This window comes from Sinorhizobium saheli, from assembly GCF_001651875.1.
Taxonomy (GTDB): Bacteria; Pseudomonadota; Alphaproteobacteria; order Rhizobiales; family Rhizobiaceae; genus Sinorhizobium; species Sinorhizobium saheli.
The window spans coordinates 40,278-63,742 of record NZ_LNQB01000063.1 but is presented as its reverse complement, the minus strand read 5'-3'; the positions used below and the strand labels follow the sequence as shown (position 1 = coordinate 63,742).

The window sequence follows — 23,465 nt, the reverse complement described above, 5'->3', positions numbered from 1 at the left end:
CGGCCCGCGTGACGGCGCGTGGGAAAGCTGCTAATGCCGTTGATGCGACAAAAACTTTGCAAAACCTTCACACTTTGATTTTGTTGCATCAAAAATTCACAGTGTCAACCGATCGAGAGAGTGAAATGGCGGAAAATCCGAACGAATCGTCAGACCTGGAGAGAGCGCCGGAAAAGCTGGGCGATGCCGCCTATCGGGAAATGAAGGAGCGTATCATCCGTGGCGTCTACAGGCCGGGCCACAAGTTGACGGTGCGCGCGATCGCCCAGGATCTCGACGTCAGCACAACGCCCGCGCGCGATGCGATCAACCGTCTGGCGAGCGAAGGCGCGCTCGTCTACGCTGGCCCAAAGACGGTTGTAGTTCCGGTTCTCGACGCCGCCGCCCTGAGAGAAATAACGCTCACGCGCCTGGCGCTCGAGGGGCTGGCTTGCGAACAGGCCGCTCAGCATGGCACGCCAGATAACGTGGAAGAATTAAAGTCTTTGCAAAGACTTATCAATTCCGCCCTCGACGAAAGGCGCTACGCGGAAGCTCTCTGGCACAACAAGGAGTTCCACTTTGCGATCTATCGTCTCTCGGGTCTTCCGCAGCTCGTCTCGATGATCGAAAGCCTGTGGCTGAGGATCGGGCCGTCCTTGCACAATCTCTACCCAGAGTTTGCCGAGGAGAAATACGGTGTTCGCAACCACGAGATCGCCGTGGAGGCTCTTGCGGAGCGGGACGGGGCAAGCCTCAGGGCGGCGATGGAGAATGATATTCGTGATGGATATCGCCGGCTGAAGCGCGCCAGTCTTGAGAGGGAAGCCGGTCAATCGGCCTAAGATTTTGTTGCATGGACTTGACGGGCTGCAGTTTTGTTGCAACAAAATTGTGAAGCTCGTGCAAAGCGAGCGGTCGATTTCTCACCACAGGAAGCCGGAACTATGCTCGTTCAATCAACAAACAGGCTGCGGCAGGCGTCTGTCCGCAGTAGGTCCAAGCATTTATTCAACCGCGCCAAGGCCGTGTTCCCGGATGGAACCACCCGCGCTACGGTGGAGAAGGACCCGTCTCCGATCTATGTCCAGCGCGGAGAGGGGGCCTATCTCATCGACGTCGATGGAAATCAGTTCCTCGATCTGAACAACAACTTCACCACGCTCATTCACGGGCATGGCTTCGCGCCGGTCTCGCAGGCCGTCGCCGATCTGCTGCGCTCGGGGACCTGTTTTGCGAACCCGACGGAACATGAAATCGCGCTTGCGGAACTGCTGACGGCCCGCATTCCCGCGATGGAGCGGGTCCGCTTCGTCAACAGCGGCACGGAAGCGGTGATGTTCGCGATCAAGGCGGCGCGCGCCTTCACCGGCAGGCCCGCAATCGCGCGCATCGAAGGCGCATATCACGGCGCCTATGACTGGGCAGAGGCGGGGCAGGGTGTATCGCCCGGCAAGGACGGCTGGACGCCGATGTCCGTTGCCACTCCGGCCTATCGCGGCACTCCCGCGAGCGTCGCCGACGAGGTCCACCTTCTGCGCTTCAACGACGTCGAGGATATCGAGGCGCGTCTGAGGGCGGTGAGCGACCGCATCGCCTGTGTGTTGATCGATCCCATGCCCAGCCGGGCGGGCTTGATGCATCCGGAGCCCGCTTTCATCGAGGCGTTGTCGCAAACGGCGCGCAAGCACGGAATCCTGATCATCGCCGACGAGGTGCTCAATCTTCGGCAAGCCTATGCCGGGGCTTCAGCACGGTATGGTTTGAACCCCGACCTGGTCACGGCCGGCAAAATCATCGGAGGCGGCTTCCCGATCGGCGCCATAGGCGGCCGCGAGGAAGTGATGCGGGTTTTCGGCACCGAAGACGCAAAACCGTTGCTGCCGCAGGGTGGCACTTTTTCCGCAAATCCGGTTTCCATGGTCGCTGGCCGGGCGGCCATGGAGGCGATGACGCCCGATGCGTTCGATCGCCTCGAAGCGATGGGCGAGAGATTGCGCGCGGGCTTGAGTGCGAGCATTGCCAGGTGCGGCGCGTCGTTCTCGGTGACGGGCGCTGCCTCACTCTTCCGCATCCACCCGAAGCGCGTCGCGCCGGTCGAATATCGCGATGCCTATCTGAGCGTGGAAGAGGCCTGGCTCATGCGTAGAATGAGTCGCTCCTTCCTGGAAGCGGGCATTCTTCTTCCGTACGGCGCCGCCGCATGCCTTTCGACGCCAATGGTCGACAGCGACATCGACCTTGTCCTCAGCGCCTTTGACGAATTCCTTGCGGCCGAAATCCAATCCGGAAAGGAGTGCACGCAATGACACAGCAGATTCCAGTCGAAACCGTTGCGCAGCGTATCGCCAAGATTCTTCGCCGCCACGACGTCGAATTCATCTTCGGCCAAAGCCTGCCATCGGCGGTCATCCTCGCGGCGGAAGCGATCGGCATTCGCCAGATCGCGTACCGGCAGGAGAACATGGGGGGCGCGATGGCCGACGGATATGCCCGCGTCTCCGGCAAGGTCGGTGTCGTTGCCGCCCAAAACGGCCCCGCGGCAACTTTGCTCGTGCCGCCGTTGGCCGAGGCCTTGAAGGCCAGTGTGCCGATCGTGGCGCTCGTACAGGATGTCGAGCGCGATCAGACGGACCGGAATGCCTTTCAGGACCTGGATCAGATCGCGCTTTTGCAGTCCTGCACCAAATGGGTGCGGCGTGTCACGGTTCCGGAACGGATCGACGACTATGTGGACGCGGCGTTCACGGCCGCGACGTCGGGTCGTGCCGGCCCGGCCGCTCTGCTGCTTCCGGCCGATCTCCTGCGCGTGGAGGCGAAATCTCCAACGGTCACGAGGTCAAGGAACCTGGGCCATTGGCCGCTGGATCGCGTCCGCCCGTCGGATAACGCATTGGCCGAGGTCGCCTCCCTTATCGCCGCTGCCAAGGCCCCGATCGTTATCGCCGGCGGCGGCGTTCATTGTGGCGGCGCCGCGCCGGAACTTGCAGCCCTGCAGCAAGAAGCAAACCTGCCGGTCTTCACCACGAATATGGGGAAGGGGGCAGTCGACGAGTTCCATCCGCTGTCCGCCGGCGTGCTAGGCTCGATGGTCGGGCCGCGTTCGCTCGGTCGATACTCGTCCGCCTTGGTCGAGAGCGCGGATCTGGTGCTTCTGATCGGAACGCGGACCAACCAGAACGGCACCGACAATTGGCGCCAAATTCCCTCCGGCGCAACGGTCGTGCACATCGACCTCGATCCCGTGGAGATCGGGCGGAACTACGAAGCCATTCGGCTGGTGGGCGATGCACGGGAAACGCTTGGGGCGCTGCGAGCAGCGCTCACCAGCGTCGACCTCACGCGGCGGCATGCGGATCGCGCGCGGCTGGAGGAGTGCATCGCCACATACTGGAAACAGTTCGAGCTTGACCGGCATGAGGTCGCGACATCGCGCTCCCGTCCGATCCGCCCGGAGCGGGTGATGGCGGAACTCCAGGACCTGCTGACCGACGACGTAACCGTCGTTGCCGACGCCAGCTATTCCTCCATGTGGGTCCTCGGCCAACTGCGGGCGCCAGCGAGCGGGGCCCGATTTATCACGCCTCGCGGGCTGGCGGGGCTCGGTTGGGGCGTGCCGCTCGCTATCGGTGCCAAGGTCGCCCACCCGGACAAGCCGGTTGTCGCCATCGTCGGCGACGGCGGTTTCGCGCACAGTTGGGCGGAGCTCGAGACCATGGTGCGCATGAAGCTTCCTGTCACAATCGTCGTCCTCAACAACGGCATTCTCGGTTTCCAGCGGGATGCGGAGACGGTGAAGTTCGGCAACTACACCACGGCGTGCCATTTCGCCGAGGTCGACCACGCGAAACTGGCGGAGGCCTGCGGCTGCCCGGCCGTTCGTGTCGAGGATCCGAGCGAACTTGCCTATCATTTGCAGCGCGGCTTGGAGCAAGGGCCGCTCCTGATAGAAGTGATGACCGACCCGGCGGCGCATCCCCCGCTCTCGCTCTTCGCCAAGATGGACGAAGCCGCATGAGGAACTGCACCACACAAAGGATTGCCGTCGTCACCGGCGGCACTTCGGGAATCGGGTTGGCAACGGCCCGACACCTGCTCGCTCGTGGATGCCGGGTCGCCGTTTTCGGGCAGAAGCTCATCAATGTTGAAAGCGCCGCGGAGGCGCTTTCACAGGACTTTGGCTCCGAGCGGGTGTTCGCGCGCGCTGTCGATCTGGCTGAGCCAACCCAGATAACGTCCTTCTTTCGGGAACTGGATGAGTGCTGGGGCAAGGCCGAGATCCTGATTTGCAACGCCGGAGTTTCGCCGAAGGGACCAGACGGTCCCACCCCATTCCAGGAGATCACACTCGAGGAATGGAACGCGGTTCTTTCCGTCAACCTGACCGGGGCAATGCTGTGCTGCCAGGCGGCCTTGCCGGGCATGATCGAAGCTGGCTTTGGCCGGATCGTGTTCGTCGGCTCCATCGCCGGGCGCGCCATGCCCAGGATTGCCGGAACGGCCTATGTCGCTTCGAAAGCCGCACTCTCAGGCCTTGCCCGTTCGCTTGTGGCACGCCACGCCGCCCAAGGGATCAGCGTGAACGTAGTCGCACCGGGCAGAATCGCTACCGAGATGGCCGGGCCGCGCGAGAGCGCCGTAAACCGCGCCGCTGTTGCCCGCATTCCCGCGGGTCGCATGGGGGAACCTGAAGAGGTCGCGGCCGCCATAGGCTTCCTGACTTCCGACGAAGCGGCGTTCATCAACGGTGCGGTCATCGACGTCAACGGCGGAGAATACGCGCCACTTTGAAGTTGGAGACCAGGTACGGCATGCGTGCGGGTGTGTTGATCTATACGGGCGATGCGGAGCTCTTTCGTCTCATCGCGTATATTCTCGCGGCCGAAGGGTTCCCCGTCCGGCTGTCCATTCACGAAAGCGAGCTGCTTGCTGCGATACGGACCGAAGAGCCGCTGGCTGTTCTGGTCGATTGCTCCGACTGTCGCGGCGACGCGGTCAACCTTTGCCGTCGCATCAGGGAGGTTAGTGGTGATCGCGTCCCTGTCGCCGTGCTTACAAACGCGTCCAGAGCAGAATTCAGCCGTGATATCGATGTTCCCGGAATCGACGCCGTCATATGCAGTCCCTACGACCCACGTCGGCTGCTCGCCTTCCTGAAGGGTATTCGAACCAACTCATCAGATGATTGTCGCGCAGGGGCCGCACCCGAGCAGATCTACAGGCACGCGGACATTGAGATGAACGTGCCGGGCGTCCGGGTCACGCGGAACGGTCACGCCGTGTACCTCTCCGCGCTCCAGTTCAGGCTGCTTCTGCATCTCATGAAGATGCCGGGTATCGTGCACAGTCGCGATGACCTGATCGCGGCATGCTGGCCGCGCGAAACCGAAGTCGAGCCGCGCACGGTCGACATCCACATCGGCCACATCAGGCGTGCGCTCAACCGATTTGGGCCCGACGTAATTCGCACCGTGCGGTCCGTGGGCTACGCTCTCGACGATCTCAATCAGTCATTGCAAAATTGAGCGTTTTCCAAGGAGGGTCGGCTGCTCGGTCGTCGATGGCGGAGAAGCCGGTGGAGCGCCTTGGGCGACGGAGACAGAGATCGTCCTGACCGTTTTGCCGAGGCGGCGCATGTGCACGGCGACGCCGATCATATCGCCACGATGATCGCGCCGACTACCTTTGGACCACGTTCGATGGTGTGCAGGAAATGACCACTCCTGGGCGACCAGAGTGTCAACAATCAGCTTGAAGGACGCCAAAGCTGGTTTCTCGAATATTGTAGATCAAGCTGCCGCTAGTGAGTTCGTCACGATCACTCGCCACGGCCGGGCTGCTGCGGTGCTCGTCTCCGTGGGAGCCCCAGAAGCGGCTAAGAAGGCGCTTCGTAAAGAGCGCCCCAGCCTCATCCAGTATCTGAAGTCCTTCCCCGCCGACCTCGATCTCGACGACGATGTGTTCGCCCGAAATCCGGCTCCCTCGCGTGAGGTCGATCTGTGACCGGCGATCTTCTCGACACGAACGCAATTCCATGTTCTCGCCTTCCAGGGCCACGGCCACGCCTGAATTTGCGGACTGGCTGGAAGGGCAGGAGCAGGTTAGCGCGGTCTACCTTTCAGCCATTACCGTCCACGAGATCGAAAAGGGCGTGCGGTTACTGGATGCCAGAGGCGCGATGGTCAAAGCGGCAGGAATAGAGCTTTTCTTGAAAGGCGTGATCGCCGGCTACGGCGACAGGATCTTGCCTGTGGATGCCGGCGTTGCACGCGAAGGCGGCAAACTGGAAGCCAAGGCCATTGCGGCCGGCCACAATCCCGGCGCGTCCGATGCCATGATTGCGTGAACCGCCAGCTTTCACCGTCTGACGGTCATCACGGCGAACCTGAAACCTTTTCGTCCTTTCGGGATCGAGGTGAAATCACCGGCTCATGTGGTCCGCTATATCGCCCGGTCGGCCCGAAGAGTGATTCTGGCCGACTCGACGAACAATGCCGCCCGTGTCTCCCGACATGGAGCTCAAGGCGATCATCTGAGCAGATGAACACCGCTAGATCACACGGTCTCTGAGCCGTAGGAACACCTCGAACCAGAAGCCGTAGTCGCTGTGTCGGCGTTCGGTCCAGGCCTCGAGCGCGCAATAGGCTGCAGCAGTTGCGGCTTCGCTGCCGTAGAGATGGATCGCCGCCTCCACCATTTCCTCCTGTTGGTGTTTCTGCCAGAAGCCATCTTTCCGGGGGCTTTGTTGCCCAGGGGCGGGATTGCAAGGAATTTTGGACACGCTGACCTCCTGCTGTCCGGCGCAGGGGTAAATAGGTTGCCGGACGTTGGAACTCAGCTTGTGCGAGCCACAGAACCAATCGGTTCTCATCGTGCCGTCCCTGGCAAACGTGTCCTTCGTGAGCGACTGTTAGGTCAGTCAGGCTCGTCTTTTGCCTGTTTTCGTAGCCGCTCCAGGCGTTCGACGCAAATAGCTTCCACCTCGGCGATGAGGCGATGGGCTCGTTCGACGAGCCAGGCAAGGGCTTCCTCGCTGATCTCATAGTGCTTCGAATATCGAGATTTGACGTAAGCCTCATTCAAGATGTTGAACCACGCCACATATTGATGCTGATCGCGAGGCCAAACTTCAGCGAGTCGCTGATCTCGCTCCTCGGCGAGGCCGCGCAGGTGCCTCAGATTATGAGATGCGGGGCTATAACTCGTCTGGACAAGCAAGAGTGCTGAATAGGCTTGCTCGATCGACTGATGCAGCAAGAACGCAGCCTCTTTCGGATCGCGCTCCTTCAGATAGAATGCGGCGCCCTTCGCGAATTTCCATGCATGCGGCATACGGTCTTCGAAATACTCCTCCGCTATTCGCAGGGCAGCGGCCGTCGTACGCGGTCTCGGTTCGGCGAGCGGTTCGTCGTCCAGCTCGTAAAGTATGATGCCATCGCGGCGGATTTCGACAAAGAAATACTGGCCATCGTAGAGCGCCGTGTTCACTTCACGTCTTGAATGGACGATGAGGCTCACCGGCGTCCGGATTTCCGGCAGATGCAAGAGCCTGTCCTGTGCCTTGTGCCAGTAGGCCGCGAAATCCGTCAGCTTCCGGTTGTTGACGATGATCAGCAGGTCGTAGTCAGACTTGTATCCCTTCTTCGTGTGCGGCTCGTCGACCCATGTTCCTCGCGCGTAGGATCCGAAGAGGATGATCTTCAGAATCCGGCCACGCTTCTTGAAATCTGCCGTTCCCTCCTTGAGGGCGTCCTCGAACTCTTCGTGCAACACCTCGACGATGCGCGCGAGCTCGCGCTGCTTTCGATGCGGAAGGTGGTCGAGGTTGGTCTTCATCGATTCTGAGGTGCTCTCTGCAGTCATGGTGCATGAATAGCGAACCCGGTTCGCTGAATCTACAGAGTGCCCATCTCGCGCCAAAATTCAACAAAATGTTGCAACAAAAATAGGGGGAAAATTTAAATTTTTCGAGCTGTCTCCGCCGTTAAAGGCAAATGCAATAAAAATTTGGGGGTTACATGCCAACGGCGCACGTATTAATCCCGATTTTTTGTGACATCAAATCTCGGGACGAGAACAACTGCGAGGACGACTTGACTGCATGAAGGCTCAGCATACCAAACCCTTGGTCCTGATTTGCTCGGACGATGCCAATTTCTATGTGTTGCTCGCCTATATCCTCGCACGGGAAGGCTTCCAGGCGGCCCTGGTCAGCGAAGACGAGGTGGCGGACCAGGCCGCGACGAGACCTGTCACTGCAATCATCCTGGTTACGGGAGAGGATTCTGGTCCGACCTTGAGAGCGTGTGCGGCGATCAAGGCCTCCGACACCACCGCGCATATCCCGACGATCGCAGTCGTTTCGTCGGGGGACGAGCGATACTATCTGGCATTGCTCAAGGCCGGAGCGGACGAAAACTTCGTCCGCCCGATCTCGCCCGCGCGGCTGCTGGCCTATCTTGGTTCTCTGCCAAGGGCCCACGCGAATGATGCCCGGCTGCCCGATGCGGATATGGAAGAGACAAGAACCTTCGGCCAACTGAGAATAGAGCCCGGGCGCCGCATCGTCGAATATGGCGATGAAGAAGCTCAATTCGGCCCCATCGAATTCAATCTGCTACGGTGCTTTCTGGAGGCACCAGGCCGGGTGCGCAGCCGCTCGGAACTGATCGCGGCGGCGTGGCCGCCCGATCGCTACGTGCAGCCGCGCACCGTGGATGTGCATGTCGGGCGCTTGCGCCGGTCGCTCGAGCGCCTGACTGGCCGCACCTTAATTCGCACGGTCCGGGCCACGGGCTATGCCATCGAAGTGGGCGGAGGTTCGGATTGACCTGGCGTTCGTTCACAATACGCATGTATGTTTGGCAATGCATAACAATGAAGTTTAAATTGTGAAGATTAATCTGCCGAATTGCAAATTCTTGCTTGAAAAATTTGCATATACTTTGTTGATTTCAGCGGTAAACGAAATAAACCTCCCGGAAATTCGTGTTCAAGCATCGGGAGATATTTCGGATGGAAGGCAAAGCGCCAGGGCAGGGGAGTATTGCGGGAAGGGGTGCTCAAAGGAACACCAGCAGCTTGATTGAGTACGCCCAAAGCCATTTCGATGCCGCGCATTTCGAAGGGCTGATGGCGGTTTATGGACGTCCCCTCGAGGGCCGTGCCGTGGCGCTTCCCCATGACAGAGGGCGCCAGGTCGTCGACTTCGTGCGGTGCTCCTATCTCGGCTTGGACAACCATCCGAAGATCGTTGCAGGTGCCGTCGAGGCGCTCCACAAAAACGGGACGGTACATTGGTCTTGCGCGAGAACGCGTCTCAATTTCTCAATCCTTGGCGATCTGGAGGCGGCGCTGTCGGAATTGTTCGCCGCGCGCGTGATCACCTATACGACGGTCCTCGCGGCAAATATGAGCGCGTTGCCGCTGGTCGCTTCGGGACACCTTACAGGCGGCGTCAAGCCGGTGATGGTGTTTGATCGCCTTGCCCACGCGACGCTCGCCTATCACAAGGGGACCATCGCCGCTGAAACCCGGGTCGAGACCATCGGGCACAATGATCTCGATGCCCTCGAGAAACTCTGCCGCGCCAACAAGTCCGTCGCCTTCGTTTGTGATGGCGTGTATTCGATGGGAGGGAGCGCCGATATCGAGCGCCTGCGGCGCCTGCAGGACCGCTACGGCCTCTTTCTCTATATCGATGACGCCCATGGCATATCGATCTTCGGCAGCCACGGCGAAGGCTTTGCCAGATCGCAGATCGACGGCGCCTTGGGCGAGCGAACCATAATCGCGGCCTCTCTCGGAAAAGGCTTCGGTGCCTCGGGTGGCCTCCTGATGCTCGGCACGGCGCGGCAGGAGGAACTGTTTCGAAGGTTTGCGGTGGCGCACGCGTTTTCGGCGTCGCTGAACGTCGCGGCAATCGGCGCGGCGCTTGCATCGCAGCAGTTGCATCGGACGGATGAGCTCGCGGAGCTGCAGATGACGCTCCGCAGCCGAACCGCCTTGTTCGACAGCCTCGTTCCGACAGAGCAGCAAGGCTCGCCTTTGCCGATACGGACGGTGGAGATAGGCGATGAGATGACCGCTATCGGGGCCGCGAGAGCCTTGCTGGACCGCGGCTTTTACACGTCGGCTATCTTCTTTCCTACGGTTGCGCGAGGAAGGGCAGGGTTGCGGCTTTGCCCAACGGCGGGTCACTCGGAAAGTGACATCCATGCGGTGGGCAGCGCGATCCAGGACGTGCTGACACAAATCTCGGACAGTCCGCTGCGATAAGGGCCCGGCGACACGCCAAGACCTGCAAGCCCGATCTCTTATTAGGAACGACCATGTACGAGTACCTATCGGAGTGCTGTGTTTCCCACCCAAGTTCAAGAAACCTCATCCACAACGTTTCCATTCGGGTCGCGAAGTTGTGCGTGTCGATCGTTGACAACGGGATGGAAAAGACCTTCCAGTTCGCCGATGGCGAGGCTGTGGTGAGAGCCGTCGACGAGGGGATTCTGATGCGGATCGTCGGGACAGACGTCCTATCTTACTATGGGATAAGAACGGCGTTGGAGGGCAGCATTCTTGAAGTGGCGGCGTTGGCGCCGAAGGAATTCGCCTGGCATCCAGCCGATCGATCGCCGTACATAGAAGCGGTTGATGCGGGGCTAAATATAAATAGTCTTGGCGGGAGAATCAGTCGAAGGCATCGAGGGGTTCGCTAACGAGAGCGCGCCTCGGGCGGCGTCCAGCAAAAGACTCCAACTTTCGCACTCTTCAAGTACGCGAGAGTTATATTTCCCCGTGGGAGGTTAGTCAGTCCCGTTTGCAAACGGCACGCCGACCAGCCCCGGTCTGACCGGCTGGTACCGATTTGGTCGAGCCTTCAGACAGCTCTGCGCGTCCAGCAACGCGGTGGCTGCTCGCTTGACAAAGAAGTTGCGGATGGCGCTGGTCTTGTGGGTGGCGTAGTTGGCCATGACGATGTGGCTATCGAGGTCTGGCGGCACGTTGGCTTCGATTTCGCGCAGGAACTTCAGGAATTCCTGCGCGCGGTGACGCTTGAAGCAGCGACCGATGATCTTGCCGGTGGCGGCATCGAGCGCGGCAAAGAGCGAAAGCGTCCCATGCCGCACGTAATCGTGGCTGCGCCGCTCGATCTGGCCGGGCCGCATCGGCAGCACCGGCTGGCTGCGATCGAGCGCCTGGATCTGGCTCTTCTCATCGACGCAAAGCACCAGCGCCCGCTCGGGCGGGTTGAGATAAAGGCCGACAATATCGCGCACCTTCTCGACGAACAGCGCATCCGAAGACAGCTTGAAACTCTCGGCGCGATGCGGCTGCAGACCGAAGGCCGTCCAGATGCGATGGATCGTCGAGGGCGCATGCCCGACGGCCCGTGCCATCGAACGCAGGCTCCAGTGGGTGGCGTCCGGCGGCGTCGTCTCCAGCGTCAACCGGATCGTCTCGGCGATCTCGTCATCGCCGATCTGGCGCGGCGCGCCGGGACGCGGCTCGTCGTAAAGCCCATCGAGCCGCTGCTGCGCGAAGCGCCGTCGCCATTTGGCCACCGTGTTCGGCATCGTGCCAAGCCGCGCGGCAATCTCCTTGTTCTCAACGCCGTCCGCGGCCATGAGCACGATCTGGGCCCGCCGCGCCAAGCCCTGCGCCGTGCCGCGGCGGCGAACCAATGTCTCCAGAGCACCGCGCTCCTCAGCCGTCAAGTCGATCGCAACCGCCGCTTTGCCCATCGATCACCCCCTTCGCAAACAAGGAAAATGATCGCACAAATTTATCGATCAGGACACTAGTTGCGGCAACGCAGCGACCTCCGTGGGGTCCGGATTCGCGACAATCGCGATCTCAGCCGCCTGCTTCTCGGCCGCGCTCATCGTCCGGAAGGGGATAAGAGACTCCTCTGGCAAGAGCGCTGCTATCCGGGCGAGCCATTCGTTCTCGGCGTCACTATCCAGCCGCGTGACGACGGCAATCGGTCTTGCAATCGAAAGCACTCCTGGTGCGCGAACACGCTGTCGAAATCCCGGGATTCATCCAACGAGCATCGACATCCGTGCGTAGAGTTCGCGCGCCACGTCGTAGCTGTTCTGCTGCTGTTGTTTTCGGCAGAAGAGCTCGCAACTCCACCAGCCGTCGTAACCGGTCGCCTTGACCGCATCAGCCCAGAGCTTCAGGTCGATCACGCCTGCGCCGGTCGGGACATCCCTCAACACCACCTCGTTTGGAATGCCGCCGGAAAAAGGCAACGAGTCGCACACGTGGACGCCATAGATGATGTCCTTGTCGAGACGCGCGACGTCATCGGGGCTGTCTCCGGACGTGTAGCAGTGCCAGAAATCGATCACCATCCGAACGTTATCGCGCCCGGCGCGATTGATGACCTGCAACTGCTTTTCAATAGTGTTGAGCGGCGTCCAGGAAAGCGCCTCGAGATACAGGAGAAGCCCATGGTTGCGGGCGAGGTCGGCGATTTCGGCGAGGTTCCTGGCGGTGAGGGAAATTTGGTCCTCCAGCGTTCGGCCCAGCAAGCCTCTGTAAAGATCGAGAGGGCTGCCCTGTCGGTGGGCACGCACGGCCTCCACATCGACCGGGCCGGTCAGCACCTGAACCCCTCTCGCCCCGGCGACGGACGCGAGACGGAAAAGCTCGTCCGCTTCTCGCATGAGCTGCTTCCTCGCCTCGCCCTGGCGCTCTATGTCGATCAGGAAGCCCATGCCGGGGACGTTCACACCCTCAAGCAGGCGAGCCAGCTCCGCCTCGGAAAAGCCTGCATCCAGAAAGGCCCTGAGCTTGGTCGCCGAGGCTTCAATCCCGTCGAAGCCGACCTCTTCCGCGATGTCGAGATCGATCGCGAGAGTCGCGTTTCTTGCCACAAGCGAGTGCAGCAGGAGCTGGTTCGGCTTGGTCATTGATCGTCACCCTTTTCTGCTCTCATCCTGTCCGGATCGCTGTCGCCCGGCCTCTTCTTGCCGCGGAAGCCACCGCTTCGGTGGCGACGAGCGCCGCGAGGCTGTCCATGCCTGTCGCGAGCGGGGAGGCCTGGTGCTTCGCCGCCGCCACGAAATCCTCCAGCGTCGCCGTGTGCAGGTCGCGATCACGCACGGGAACGAGTTCATTGCGGCCTGCGACCCTGCGCATCAGAATGCCGGAACCGCGCGCGCCCAGGGTGCCGCTGGCGATCAGCACGCCATCGCTGCCGGCTGCCACCACCATGCTCTCCATGTCGGCTGTGCCAAAGCTTTCATGCGCCTGCAGGAGGCTGCCGTCCTCCATGCGAATCGTGTAGGCGAGATGGTAGGGCGCGCCGTTCGATTCCCTGGCGAAGGCAATCGCCTCGGTCGGCTCGCGGCCGGTCAGGAAGCGCGCGAGATCGATGTCCTCCGTCGAGATGTCAAGAAAGACGCTGCCGTTCCCGGGTATCTCGCCCCTGCGGTTTGGAGGCGGCTGGAACGGACCGCCGCGCAGGATCGACAGGGACTGTATCGCACCGATCTCCCCTTCGAGAATGAGCCGCCGCATCGCCTGATGAACGGCCGAGGCACGAAGAGGCTGGTTGACTGCGAGCACGACGTCGCGGTCAAAGCAGTGTCTGACGAGCAGTCTTGCGGTTTTGCTGTCTTCCGCGAGCGGCCCATCGCAAAGGATGTGTTTCCCGGCATCAGCGGCTGCCACGAGGTAATGTTGCCGGCGCTCGAGCGAGGCGCTGATGTAGACGAACTTGACGGCCGGGTCGGACCAGACCCGCTCCATGTCCGTCGTAGCCTGCGGAATACTCAAGTCGTTGGCGAAGTGGAGGGCGTCGGCCTGGTCCCTGCTCACCACCCAAAGCGGCGAATGGCCCATCGCGCGGACGGCCGCAACCATGTGCTCGGTTGCGATCGTTCCCGTGCCCATGACGGACCACCCTTCGTCGGCCTTCTGTCGCAATCCCATGGTCGCCTCGCGTGTCGGCTTTCGGGCAGAGTGCGGCAAGGTCGCTCGAGGAGCAATTTCGCATCCCATTGATGTCCTTCGCGAAAGGAAGTAGACTCTGCTTCTCGTTGCTTCAGCCTGGATGCTTGGAAGAATGGACCAGTTCGGGGGGAATGCCGCGGCGCTCGCGGCCAATCTTAGGACCTTGTGCGAGGGGCAGGGGTCGATTGCCGCCGTTTGCCGGAAGATCAACGTCAATCGGCAGCAGTTCAATAAGTATCTTTCGGGCACTCACGTCCCGTCGGCCTCGAATCTAAGGATGATCGCGAACTATTTCGGCCTCAGCGTTCCGATCTTGTTTTCGGATCCGGACGAATTTCGTACGCTGGTCGACGGCAATTTCTTCCATGCCATGTCCACCGCTCGCCAGCTACCGGAGTTCTCGCGCTTCGTGTCGAATATGATCGTCGAGAACAACTCCCTCGATAGCGACATTCTGGGCGTTTATGACAGGTACCAGTTTTCCTCCATCTACAAGGGATTCGTCCTGAGGTCCGCCTTCTGCATCTATCGCAACAAGGAGTTCCTGCAGCACTATTATGTCGAGCGATTCCCGAGCTTCGATGATCCCAAGAAAACGGAATACGTTTTTAAATATTACGGCTTTTGTTTTCCCGTCGCGGATCGTGTCTTCACCGCCGATTTCGAGGGCATCCAACGCAACGAGCTGACCTTCGGGGTTTATGCCCAGGTAAAGCGGAATTCCAAGAACTTCATGTTCGGCATCGCGAGCGGAATCGCCGCGAACATGTTCAGGTCGCCCTATTCCACGAAAGTGGCGCTTCACTACCGCGGACCGGGCCTTTTGAAGCGCGAGCACCTCAACAACCTGACCGTGATGGACCGGAATGATCCGTCCATCCCCCGCGAAGCCCTGCAATATCTGGGCGACGGGTCCGACATGATCCAGATGGGCTGAAGCCCGACCGCAAATGGCCGGGCTCCTGTTCGTCAGGGATGCAGTTCCACCGCCAGCCAGACGGAGTCGGTGTCGGCGTAGTAGCGATGCCAGGGGTAGGTCCACTCGTTTTTCCCCGTCACCCTGCAGAACGGATCATGCGAATAGCCGACGGGCATCACCACGTCCTCATACAAGGTCGACGGGTCGCGTTGCTTGAATTTCTGCATCCTGCCCGAGCCGTGGATCTGCGTATGTGTCTCCAGAAACGGGTGCTCATGATGAATGAAGCAGTCCGTATCACCCGGTGACCACCAGAGATTGAGCTTGAGCGTGAAGGACTGTGGCGCCTCATGGGCGGTGCGCTCGTTCGTGAACACCCGGGGGTCCGTCGTGACCGAGCCGACCTCGTCCTGCTTCGAGATGAAAAGGGGAGTGTCCCGCGGAAAACTGCGGATCCGGTTGCCGAGCCAGTCCCAGCCGCGGAACATGGCTCCACCAAGATTGGTCGCACGCTTGACCTTCAGCAGCGCAACCCGCTCGGCGCTCTTGATGCGCCCGCCACGCAGCCAGGTGGATTTCCAGGCGGGAACGATCGCCGGATGTTCGTCGCCGGTTACGAGCGGTCGTGGGCTGAGGTTGACGACAATCGCGTCCGCGACGTCATGGTCGACGACATTCTCGATGAGTTTCGCGTAAATGAACTCGTCGGCGAAGGCGAGATCTCTGATTTTGTTCTCCACGGCGAACTCCTCCTGCAAAGGCCACTTTCCTCAAAGGAAGCCACGGCAGGAACGAAATGCCTATTGCGCGGGACTCTGATTTGCCACGCAAGTATACGCGCGCGGTGCGTCTAGTTGCGAACTCTTTTTGAGACGCCGTTCAAGCGGCCAGCGACGGCCGTCAGATACGGACCTGGTGCCGCGTCGGGATCCGCGCCAAGAAAGCGATGCAGACCTCCGCAGAGTTTGCGTCTGTTTGCGTCAGCTATTCGTGTGCTGCGAACTTGTAAGCGTCACCCGAAACGCGGACTGTTTCCCCCATGGTCGAGAGAGCCACGCTCACAAAGGCTCGAACGCAAGAACAAACCGAGGAGGGTTGATCAGATGAAGCTCACGGGCGGTCAAGTCGTCGCGAAAGCGCTGAAGGAATATGGAGTGGAGTATGTGGCCGGTGTTCCGGGGCACGGCATCTGGTCGCTTTTCGACGCCTTTCTGGAAGAAGGGTCGCAGATTCCATTCATCCAGGTCATGCACGAGCAGAGCGCCGTGCACATGGCGGATGGCTATTTTCGTGCGTCGGGTCGTCCCATGGCCTGCTCGACCTCGGTGGGTCCGGGTGCCGCGAACACGATCATTGGTCTCGCAACGGCCTATTGCGACTCCACCTCGCTTTTCTACGTTTCCGGTTCGCCGCAGACCTACATGCATGGCCACGGCACCATGCAGGAGCTGGAGCGCCAGCAGGATAACGCCTTCCCCCGCATCACCGAGCAGGTGACGAAGCGCGCCTGGCAAGCGAACTCGGTCGAGGTCCTGCCGAGCATCATGCACCGCGCCTTCAGCGCCATGATGACGGGCCGTCCGGGTCCCGTGCACGTCGAAGTGCCGATGGACGTGCAGGTCGAGGCGGCGGACGTCACCATTCACCCGCTCGACAAGCGCTTGCCGATCGGGGTCGCCTATCCGGACCCGAAGGCGATCGAGGCGGCCATCAAGGTGCTGCTCAACGCCGAGCGTCCGGTCATCGTCGCAGGTGGCGGTGCGATCACCGCGAACGCCTCGGCCGAACTGACCCGCCTTGCCGAAAAGCTCGGCGCGGCCGTGTCGATCACCTGGAACGGTAAGGGAGCGATCTCGGAAGATCACGCGCTCTTCATCGGCGCCGTCGGCCAGACCGGCACGACCTGCGGCAACAAGATCACCGCTTCCGCCGACGTCGTCGTCTCGGTCGGATGCCGCTTCACCGATTGGTCGGCCTCGTCCTACGCTAAGGGCGTGTCGTTCTCGATCCCATCGGCAAAGCTCATCCATATCGATCTCGACCCGCGTGAGATCGGCAAGAACTACGAAACCGAAGTCGGCATCGTTTCGGATGCGAAGGTCGCTCTGGAAGCGCTGCTGGCGATGATCTCGGACGCAGACTCCAGGAAGATGCTGTCGCGCCGCGAGACGTTCCTTGCCGACGTTCAAAAGGCAAAGGCCGACTGGCGCGCCCAGGTTGAGCCTCGCGAGAACAGCCGGGAAACGCCCTTCACCTCGCAGCGTCCGCTGATGGCGCTGCGCAAGGTGCTGGACCGCAACGGCATCGTCGTCGTCGGTTCCGGCAATACGCAGGGATCGGTCAAGCAGAGCTTCCCTGTCTATGAGCCGCGCACACATCTGACTTCGGGTTCCTATTCCCCGATGGGCTGGGCGGTCCCGGCCGCACTCGGGGCGAAGCTCGCCTGCCCCGACCGCCAGGTGGCCGCGATCGTCGGCGACGGCGACTTCATGATGTCACTGCCGGAAATGGGCACGGCAGCGATGAACGGCATCAACGTGGTGTTCCTGGTGCTGAACAACCAGGGCTACATGTCGATCCGCGGCGGTCAGCGCAAGTTCATGGGGCGCCACATCGCATCCGAGTTCAACCGTCACGCCGGCAATGGCGAGCCCTATTCGGCCGATATAGCGGCTTCCGCCCGCGCCTTCGGCCTGGAGGCCTGGAAGGTCGAGAAGGACGAGGATCTCGAAAGCAGCGTGAAGGCGGCGCTCGAATGCGGCGGTCCGGCGCTCGTCGAAGTCATCGTATCGCGCGATGCTGCAGGTCCGTTCGCCACCGGCTGGTGGGACTTCCCGTCGCCGGCCTACTACGAGAAGGAACAGGCTGCTTACGCCGAGATGCGCGCCCGCGAGCAGCATCTCTGAGACATGCAGCAGGCGAGGGGGCGATCGCGCCGCCCTCGCACCCCACCATCCCTAACCTTGAGAGTGCGGCGCTTGCGGCGACCGTAAACGAAGAGTCTTTGTCATGATACGGCACATCAAATCAGCCCGGGCCTCCGTAGAAGAAAGCGGTACCGACGGCGCGGTGACGAAAGCAGTCGAAGCGCTTCTCGCAGAAGTCAGGCAGGGTGGGGACAGGGCAGTTCGCGAACTGTCGATCCGGTTCGACAAGCTCGATCGCGAATCCTATCGCCTTTCGAAGCTGGAAATCGAACGATCCATCAACGCCCTCACGAAGCAGCAACGCGAAGACCTCGATTTCGCCCAGGACCAGGTTCGCAAGTTTGCGGAGGCCCAGAAGGCAGCACTGACCGATCTCGAGGTCGAGACGCTTCCAGGCGTGATCCTCGGTCATCGCAACGTGCCGATCCAGAATGTCGGCTGCTATGTTCCCGGTGGCAGATATCCGCTGCTGGCTTCGGCGCATATGACGGTGCTGACCGCGCGGGTTGCCGGCTGCGAGCGCGTCATCACCTGCGCCCCGCCTTTCCAGGGCAGGATCTCCGAGAAGATCGTCGCTGCCCAGGCGCTCGCCGGCGCCGACGAGATCTATTGCCTCGGCGGTGTCCAGGCGATCGCGGCCATGGCTTACGGGACGGAAACGATCGCACCCGTCGACATGCTGGCCGGCCCCGGCAACGCCTATGTCGCCGAGGCCAAGCGGCTGCTCTTCGGGAGGGTCGGCATCGATCTCTTCGCCGGCCCGACCGAAACGCTTGTCATCGCCGACGACAGCGTCGATGGCGAGCTGGTCGCGACCGACCTCCTCGGACAGGCCGAGCACGGCGTCAACTCGCCCGCGGTTCTGATCACGAACTCGGAAAGGCTCGCCCGCGATACCCTCAGTGAAATCGATCGCCTCCTGAAGATCCTGCCGACGGCGGCGATTGCCGCAAAGGCCTGGGGAGACTTCGGCGAGATCATCCTATGCGACACGATCGACGAGATGGTCGCCGAGGGTGACCGGATTGCCTCCGAGCACGTCCAGGTCCTCACCCGCGATCCCGATTACTTCCTCGACAATATGCGCAATTACGGCGCGCTCTTCCTTGGTGCCCGCACCAACGTCTCCTTCGGGGACAAGGTCATCGGTACCAACCACACGCTGCCGACGAACCGGGCTGCCCGCTACACCGGCGGCCTCTGGGTCGGGAAGTTTCTCAAGACCTGCACCTACCAGCGTATCGAGACGGACGAGGCATCCGCTTTGATCGGGCAATACGGCTCGCGACTTTGCCTCATGGAAGGATTTGCCGGCCACGCGGAGCAGTCGAACATCCGCGTTCGCCGCTACGGCCGCAAGAACGTCGGCTACGCCATGCCGGCAGACCCCAACCAATAATTTCGCGCAGAGAGAGCCTGCCAAGGGCCAGCGATCAACCGTAACCAGAGAGGAATGAATAGATGTCGAAGTTTCTTGCAAGTCTCGTCGCCGCCACGATGCTGGTGCCGGCGGCCGCGCGTGCGGAAGGCACGATCGAGGTTCTCCACCACTGGGTTTCGCAAAGCGAAGTCAACGCGCTCAACGTCATCCGCAAGGACCTGGAGACCAAGGGTTTCCAGTGGAAGGATTCGGCCGTCGGAGGGATGAGCGGTGCGAACGCGCAGCAGGCCCTGAGGTCGCGCCTGACTTCGGGCGACCCGCCCGGCGCAATGCAGTTTCTCGGCTGGGAAGGTCCGCAATGGGCGGAGCAAGGGGTCGTTCGCGATCTGAACGACCTTGCGAGTGCCGGCGGCTGGCGCGAGGCGCTGCCCCCGCAATTGCTCACTTTCGTCACCGCCGGAGACGCCTTCATCGCGGCACCGATCAACATGCATCGGCAGAACTGGGTATGGGCCAACAAGAAAATCTTCGACGCGGCCGGCATCGCCGTTCCGAAGACATGGGCAGAGCTGATCGCAGCCGGCAAGAAGCTCGAGGAGAAAGGCGTCACCCCGGTCGCGATGGGCGACGAGCCCTGGCAGATCGGCATCATCTTCGATGCGCTGCTGTCGGACCTGCACGGGCCGGAATTCTACAAGAAGGCGGCGATCGACCTCGATCCGGCGACCCTGAACAGTCCGGAAATGGTCAAGGTATTCGACGCCCTGCGCGAGGTTCGCGGCCTCGTCGACGACAACTTCGTCGGCCGGGACTGGGCCGTCGCCACCGGCATGGTCATCAATGGCGAAGCCGCGATGCAGTTCATGGGAGACTGGGCGAAGGGCGAATTCCTGGCCAAGGGGCTGAAGCCGAACACCGATTTCTACTGCTTCGCGACGCCGGCCAAGGTGCCGACGTTCCAATACGTCATCGACAGCTTCGGCATGTTCACCGTGAAGGACGAGACTGTCCAGAAGGCCCAGGTGGCGCTCGCCGAAACGATCATGGACCCCAAGGTGCAGAAGGAATTCAACCTGATCAAGGGTTCCATCCCGGCGCGAACGGATGTCTCCGTGGATGAGTTCGACGACTGCGCGAAACTCGGCTTCAACGAGCGTGCCGAAGCCATCAAGGCTGGCAGCATGCTGGGCGCGATGACGCACGGCTTCGCCGCCAAGCCGGAATTCGCAGCCGTCTTCGGCGATGTCGCCGCCCAGTTCTTCGTCGGCAGCATGTCTTCCGAAGACGCGGTCAAGATGCTCGTCGAAGGCATCGACAACGCCCGCTGACATACCGGCCGGGTGCCCCGGCACCCGGCCCCCTCATTGGACCCGGTCATCGGAGCTAGCTCATGAACGCCGCCAAAAGCTTTTCATCGCGATTGGCAGGCTGGCTTCCACGCATTGTCGTCGCTCCCAGCCTGCTCGTCGTCATCGTCACGGTCTACCTGTTCATCCTCTGGACGGGCGTGATCTCTTTCACCTCCTCGAAGTTCGTGCCGGTCTACGACTTCGTGGGCCTGGAGCAATTCGTCCGGCTGTGGGCGACGCCGCGCTGGCACACTGCCGTCGCGAACCTGTTGATCTTCTCTGCGCTCTTCCTGTCGCTCTCGACCGGGATCGGGCTGTTGATGGCGATCCTGCTCGACCAGAATATCCGGGCGGAGGGGTTCCTGAGGGCGGTCTATCTCTATCCGATGGCCCTGTCGTTCATCGTTACCGGCACGGCATGGAAATGGATCATGAACCCCGGCCTCGGCATCCAGAAGGTCGTCAACGAACTCGGCTGGACGAGCTTTACCTTCGACTGGATCACCGATCCGAACATGGCGATCTACACCGTCGTCATCGCTGGCGTCTGGCAATCCTCGGGCTTCGCCATGGCGATCTTCCTGGCGGGCCTCAGAGGCATCGACAACTCGGTCATCAAGGCGGCGCAGATCGAGGGCGCGGGCCTGCCGCTCATCTATCGGCAGATCATCATCCCGATGCTGCGCCCGGCGATGCTGAGCGTCATCGTTCTTTTGAGCTATATCGCCATCAAGAGCTTCGACCTCGTGCTGGCGCTGACGAATGGCGGTCCGGGATCGGCCACGGAACTTCCGTCGACCTTCATGTTCTCCGCGACCTTCCGCAGGAACCAGATGGGCGTCGGGGCAGCGAGCGCCATCATGATGCTCATGACCGTCGCGGCGATTATCGTCCCCTACCTCTATTCCGAACTTCGGGAGCGCAACAATGGCTAACGCCCTCGCGCAGCACAAACCGATCGACGAAGCACTCCCGCGGAAAACTCGCATGCGTCTCGGTCGCCTGCTCATCTATGGTCCGCTCTGTGTCATGGCGGCTCTCTACCTGATGCCCCTGTGGGTGATGGTGGTGACCTCGCTCAAGCCGCTCGATGAAATCTATGGCGGCTCCTTCATCGGACTGCCGCAAACGGTCACGCTCGAGGCCTGGCGTGCCGCCTGGTCCGAGGCCTGCATCGGCACCGAGTGCACGGGTCTGAAGCCCTATTTCACCAATTCGCTGCTCATGGTCATTCCGGCCGTCGTCCTTTCGACCGGCATCGGCGCCATCAACGGCTACATTCTGACGAAGTGGCGATTTCCGGGTGCAAACTTCGTCTTCGGCTTGCTGCTCTTCGGATGCTTCCTGCCCTATCAGGCGATCCTCATCCCGATGGCCCGGACGCTGGGACTCCTCGGGCTTGCGGGCAGCATTCCCGGTCTCGTGTTCGTCCATGTCGCCTACGGCATCTGCTTCACGACGCTGTTCTTCCGGAACTTTTTCGTCTCGCTGCCCGACGAGCTTACCAAGGCCGCGATGGTCGACGGGGCCGGCTTCTTCAGGATCTTCTGGAGCGTCATCCTGCCTACGTCGATCCCGATCATCGTGGTCTCCTGCATCTGGCAGTTCACGCAGATCTGGAACGACTTCCTGTTCGGTGTCTCGTTCACGTCCGGCGGCAACAGCCCGATGACGGTTGCGCTCAACAACATCGTCAACGTCACCACCGGGCGCAAACAGTACAACGTCGACATGGCCGCAGCCATGATCGCCGCCATTCCCACCCTTTTGGTCTACATCATCGCAGGACGCTACTTCGTCCGCGGACTGACGGCCGGCGCAGTGAAAGGCTGATCCCATGTCCACTCTTGAAATCGACCGCGTTCGCAAAACCTACGGCTCTCTCGAAGTCCTCAAGGAGGTGAGCATCTCGATCGGCACGGGCGACTTCCTCGTGCTTCTCGGCCCGTCCGGATGCGGAAAGTCGACGCTCCTGAACATGATTGCCGGCCTGGAGAACATTTCCGGCGGCGAGGTCCGGATTGCCGGAAAGGTCGTGAACGAGCTGTCGCCGAAGGATCGGGACATCGCCATGGTGTTCCAGTCCTATGCGCTCTATCCGACGATGACGGTTCGCCGGAACATCGAGTTCGGCATGAAGATCCGCGGGGTCCCGGCAGCCCAGCGCGACAAGGCCGTTCGAGCTGCCGCCGACCTGCTGCAGATCACGCACCTCCTGGATCGCAAACCCTCGCAACTCTCCGGCGGTCAGCGCCAGCGCGTTGCGATGGGTCGGGCCATCGTGCGCCAGCCCAAGCTGTTCCTGTTCGATGAGCCGCTGTCGAACCTCGACGCAAAGCTTCGTGTCGACATGCGCACCGAGATCAAGCGCCTGCACGCGCGGCTCGGCACGACGATCGTCTATGTCACCCACGACCAGATCGAAGCGATGACGCTGGCGACCCGCGTGGCGGTGATGAAGGGCGGTGTCGTGCAGCAGCTCGACGACCCGCAAACCGTCTACGACCGGCCGGCGAACGTCTATGTCGCAAAGTTCGTCGGCTCGCCTGCGATGAACATCATTCCAGGAAAGGTCGAGATCGAGGGCGGTAGCGCAACCGCCGTCATCGACATGGCGATGAGGCCGGCGGTGCGCATTCCAGGGATCCAACTGTCCAGCCGGGCGGCCTCCAGATATGCCGGCCGCAAGGTGCTCTTCGGCATTCGGCCCGAAATGTTCAGCGTCGGAAACGGGCAGGCGCAGGGCGCAATCTCGGTCGACGTCGATGTGGTGGAGCCGACGGGCCCCGACACGCTCGCCGTATTCCAACTCGGCGGCGTCGAGGTCACGGCCCGGTTGCCGCCGAAGCAAGTGAATGCACGCGCCTCGGCAATACTCGCCGTCGATAGATCGAAGGTCGTGCTCTTCGATCCCGACAGCGAGGAACTGATCAACTGACGGGGTATTC

22 protein-coding genes and 1 pseudogene are annotated in these 23,465 nt (G+C 61.4%); 17 read left to right on the top strand and 6 right to left on the bottom strand.

Translation table 11 applies throughout. The features are described from left to right. Nucleotides 1-125 precede the first annotated feature (125 nt). The 7 genes from rctR (at nucleotide 126) to ATB98_RS07110 (ending at nucleotide 6,325) form a co-directional block, all read left to right on the top strand. Nucleotides 126-824 carry a GntR family transcriptional repressor RctR gene (rctR, locus tag ATB98_RS07140; protein ID WP_066871138.1) on the top strand — a complete coding sequence of 233 codons (699 nt, stop codon included), beginning with the start codon at nucleotides 126-128 and terminating at the stop codon, nucleotides 822-824. Between the two features lie 102 nt (nucleotides 825-926). Beyond that, entirely contained in the window at nucleotides 927-2,288 is a 1,362-nt protein-coding gene (locus tag ATB98_RS07135) for an aspartate aminotransferase family protein (RefSeq protein ID WP_066871135.1), read from the top strand. After that, entirely contained in the window at nucleotides 2,285-3,997 is a 1,713-nt protein-coding gene (locus ATB98_RS07130; protein ID WP_066871133.1) for an acetolactate synthase catalytic subunit, read from the top strand. The genes ATB98_RS07135 and ATB98_RS07130 overlap by 4 nt, the downstream gene beginning before the upstream one ends. After that, nucleotides 3,994-4,770, top strand: coding sequence for an SDR family oxidoreductase (locus ATB98_RS07125; protein ID WP_066871129.1), 777 nt, complete (start codon nucleotides 3,994-3,996; stop codon nucleotides 4,768-4,770). Before ATB98_RS07130 ends, ATB98_RS07125 begins: the two co-directional genes overlap by 4 nt. 20 nt (nucleotides 4,771-4,790) lie before the next feature. Further along, nucleotides 4,791-5,504: a winged helix-turn-helix transcriptional regulator gene (locus ATB98_RS07120; RefSeq protein ID WP_066871235.1), complete on the top strand. Its 714-nt coding sequence runs from the start codon at nucleotides 4,791-4,793 to the stop codon at nucleotides 5,502-5,504. A gap of 211 nt (nucleotides 5,505-5,715) precedes the next feature. Further along, nucleotides 5,716-5,982, top strand: coding sequence for a type II toxin-antitoxin system Phd/YefM family antitoxin (locus tag ATB98_RS07115; RefSeq protein WP_066871125.1), 267 nt, complete (start codon nucleotides 5,716-5,718; stop codon nucleotides 5,980-5,982). Between the two features lie 31 nt (nucleotides 5,983-6,013). Continuing rightward, nucleotides 6,014-6,325, top strand: coding sequence for a PIN domain-containing protein (locus tag ATB98_RS07110; protein WP_234781885.1), 312 nt, complete (start codon nucleotides 6,014-6,016; stop codon nucleotides 6,323-6,325). A gap of 204 nt (nucleotides 6,326-6,529) precedes the next feature. Here ATB98_RS07110 and ATB98_RS07105 read toward each other — a convergent pair whose 3' ends face one another. Both ATB98_RS07105 and ATB98_RS07100 read right to left on the bottom strand, forming a co-directional pair. After that, complete coding sequence (locus ATB98_RS07105) at nucleotides 6,530-6,850, bottom strand: hypothetical protein (protein ID WP_234781884.1); 321 nt, start codon at nucleotides 6,848-6,850, stop codon at nucleotides 6,530-6,532. Nucleotides 6,851-6,894: 44 nt separating this feature from the next. After that, entirely contained in the window at nucleotides 6,895-7,815 is a 921-nt protein-coding gene (locus ATB98_RS07100; RefSeq protein WP_066871122.1) for a nucleotidyltransferase and HEPN domain-containing protein, read from the bottom strand. Nucleotides 7,816-8,080: 265 nt separating this feature from the next. Here ATB98_RS07100 and ATB98_RS07095 point away from each other — a divergent pair, with 265 nt between their 5' ends. The 3 genes from ATB98_RS07095 (at nucleotide 8,081) to rctB (ending at nucleotide 10,694) form a co-directional block, all read left to right on the top strand. Further along, on the top strand, nucleotides 8,081-8,809 hold the full coding sequence (locus tag ATB98_RS07095) for a response regulator transcription factor (protein ID WP_066871120.1): 729 nt from the start codon (nucleotides 8,081-8,083) through the stop codon (nucleotides 8,807-8,809). Nucleotides 8,810-8,994: 185 nt separating this feature from the next. After that, the gene (locus ATB98_RS07090; protein ID WP_066871117.1) at nucleotides 8,995-10,257 is read left to right on the top strand and encodes an 8-amino-7-oxononanoate synthase family protein; all 1,263 of its coding nucleotides are present in this window, start codon (nucleotides 8,995-8,997) and stop codon (nucleotides 10,255-10,257) included. Between the two features lie 53 nt (nucleotides 10,258-10,310). After that, on the top strand, nucleotides 10,311-10,694 hold the full coding sequence (gene rctB, locus ATB98_RS07085) for an SMa0974 family conjugal transfer regulator (protein ID WP_234781883.1): 384 nt from the start codon (nucleotides 10,311-10,313) through the stop codon (nucleotides 10,692-10,694). Between the two features lie 201 nt (nucleotides 10,695-10,895). On the opposite strand, the pseudogene ATB98_RS07080 reads toward rctB, so the two are convergent. The 3 genes and pseudogenes from ATB98_RS07080 to ATB98_RS07065 all read right to left on the bottom strand — a co-directional run. Further along, a pseudogene (locus tag ATB98_RS07080) lies at nucleotides 10,896-11,720 on the bottom strand (IS630 family transposase); the annotation flags it as partial. 297 nt (nucleotides 11,721-12,017) lie between these two features. After that, entirely contained in the window at nucleotides 12,018-12,896 is an 879-nt protein-coding gene (locus ATB98_RS07070; protein WP_066871109.1) for a sugar phosphate isomerase/epimerase family protein, read from the bottom strand. Nucleotides 12,897-12,918: 22 nt separating this feature from the next. Further along, nucleotides 12,919-13,920 (bottom strand): Gfo/Idh/MocA family protein, encoded by a 1,002-nt coding sequence (locus ATB98_RS07065; protein WP_084435351.1) that lies wholly within the window; start codon nucleotides 13,918-13,920, stop codon nucleotides 12,919-12,921. A gap of 133 nt (nucleotides 13,921-14,053) precedes the next feature. On the opposite strand from ATB98_RS07065, the gene ATB98_RS07060 reads away from it, so the two are divergent. Beyond that, on the top strand, nucleotides 14,054-14,878 hold the full coding sequence (locus ATB98_RS07060; protein ID WP_066871101.1) for a helix-turn-helix domain-containing protein: 825 nt from the start codon (nucleotides 14,054-14,056) through the stop codon (nucleotides 14,876-14,878). Between the two features lie 32 nt (nucleotides 14,879-14,910). Here ATB98_RS07060 and ATB98_RS07055 read toward each other — a convergent pair whose 3' ends face one another. Further along, on the bottom strand, nucleotides 14,911-15,600 hold the full coding sequence (locus tag ATB98_RS07055; protein ID WP_066871229.1) for a hypothetical protein: 690 nt from the start codon (nucleotides 15,598-15,600) through the stop codon (nucleotides 14,911-14,913). A 363-nt stretch (nucleotides 15,601-15,963) separates the two neighbouring features. Here ATB98_RS07055 and ATB98_RS07050 point away from each other — a divergent pair, with 363 nt between their 5' ends. The 6 genes from ATB98_RS07050 (at nucleotide 15,964) to ATB98_RS07025 (ending at nucleotide 23,455) form a co-directional block, all read left to right on the top strand. Continuing rightward, nucleotides 15,964-17,766, top strand: a complete 1,803-nt coding sequence (locus tag ATB98_RS07050; RefSeq protein WP_066871096.1) for a thiamine pyrophosphate-binding protein — start codon at nucleotides 15,964-15,966, stop codon at nucleotides 17,764-17,766. A 103-nt stretch (nucleotides 17,767-17,869) separates the two neighbouring features. Continuing rightward, nucleotides 17,870-19,186 (top strand): histidinol dehydrogenase, encoded by a 1,317-nt coding sequence (hisD, locus tag ATB98_RS07045; protein ID WP_066871093.1) that lies wholly within the window; start codon nucleotides 17,870-17,872, stop codon nucleotides 19,184-19,186. Between the two features lie 62 nt (nucleotides 19,187-19,248). After that, the gene (locus ATB98_RS07040; RefSeq protein WP_066871090.1) at nucleotides 19,249-20,496 is read left to right on the top strand and encodes an ABC transporter substrate-binding protein; all 1,248 of its coding nucleotides are present in this window, start codon (nucleotides 19,249-19,251) and stop codon (nucleotides 20,494-20,496) included. Nucleotides 20,497-20,558: 62 nt separating this feature from the next. After that, nucleotides 20,559-21,452, top strand: a complete 894-nt coding sequence (locus tag ATB98_RS07035) for a carbohydrate ABC transporter permease (protein ID WP_066871087.1) — start codon at nucleotides 20,559-20,561, stop codon at nucleotides 21,450-21,452. Then, complete coding sequence (locus tag ATB98_RS07030) at nucleotides 21,445-22,350, top strand: carbohydrate ABC transporter permease (RefSeq protein WP_153435619.1); 906 nt, start codon at nucleotides 21,445-21,447, stop codon at nucleotides 22,348-22,350. The genes ATB98_RS07035 and ATB98_RS07030 overlap by 8 nt, the downstream gene beginning before the upstream one ends. Before the next feature lie 4 nt (nucleotides 22,351-22,354). Beyond that, on the top strand, nucleotides 22,355-23,455 hold the full coding sequence (locus ATB98_RS07025) for an ABC transporter ATP-binding protein (RefSeq protein WP_066871081.1): 1,101 nt from the start codon (nucleotides 22,355-22,357) through the stop codon (nucleotides 23,453-23,455). Nucleotides 23,456-23,465: the final 10 nt, after the last annotated feature.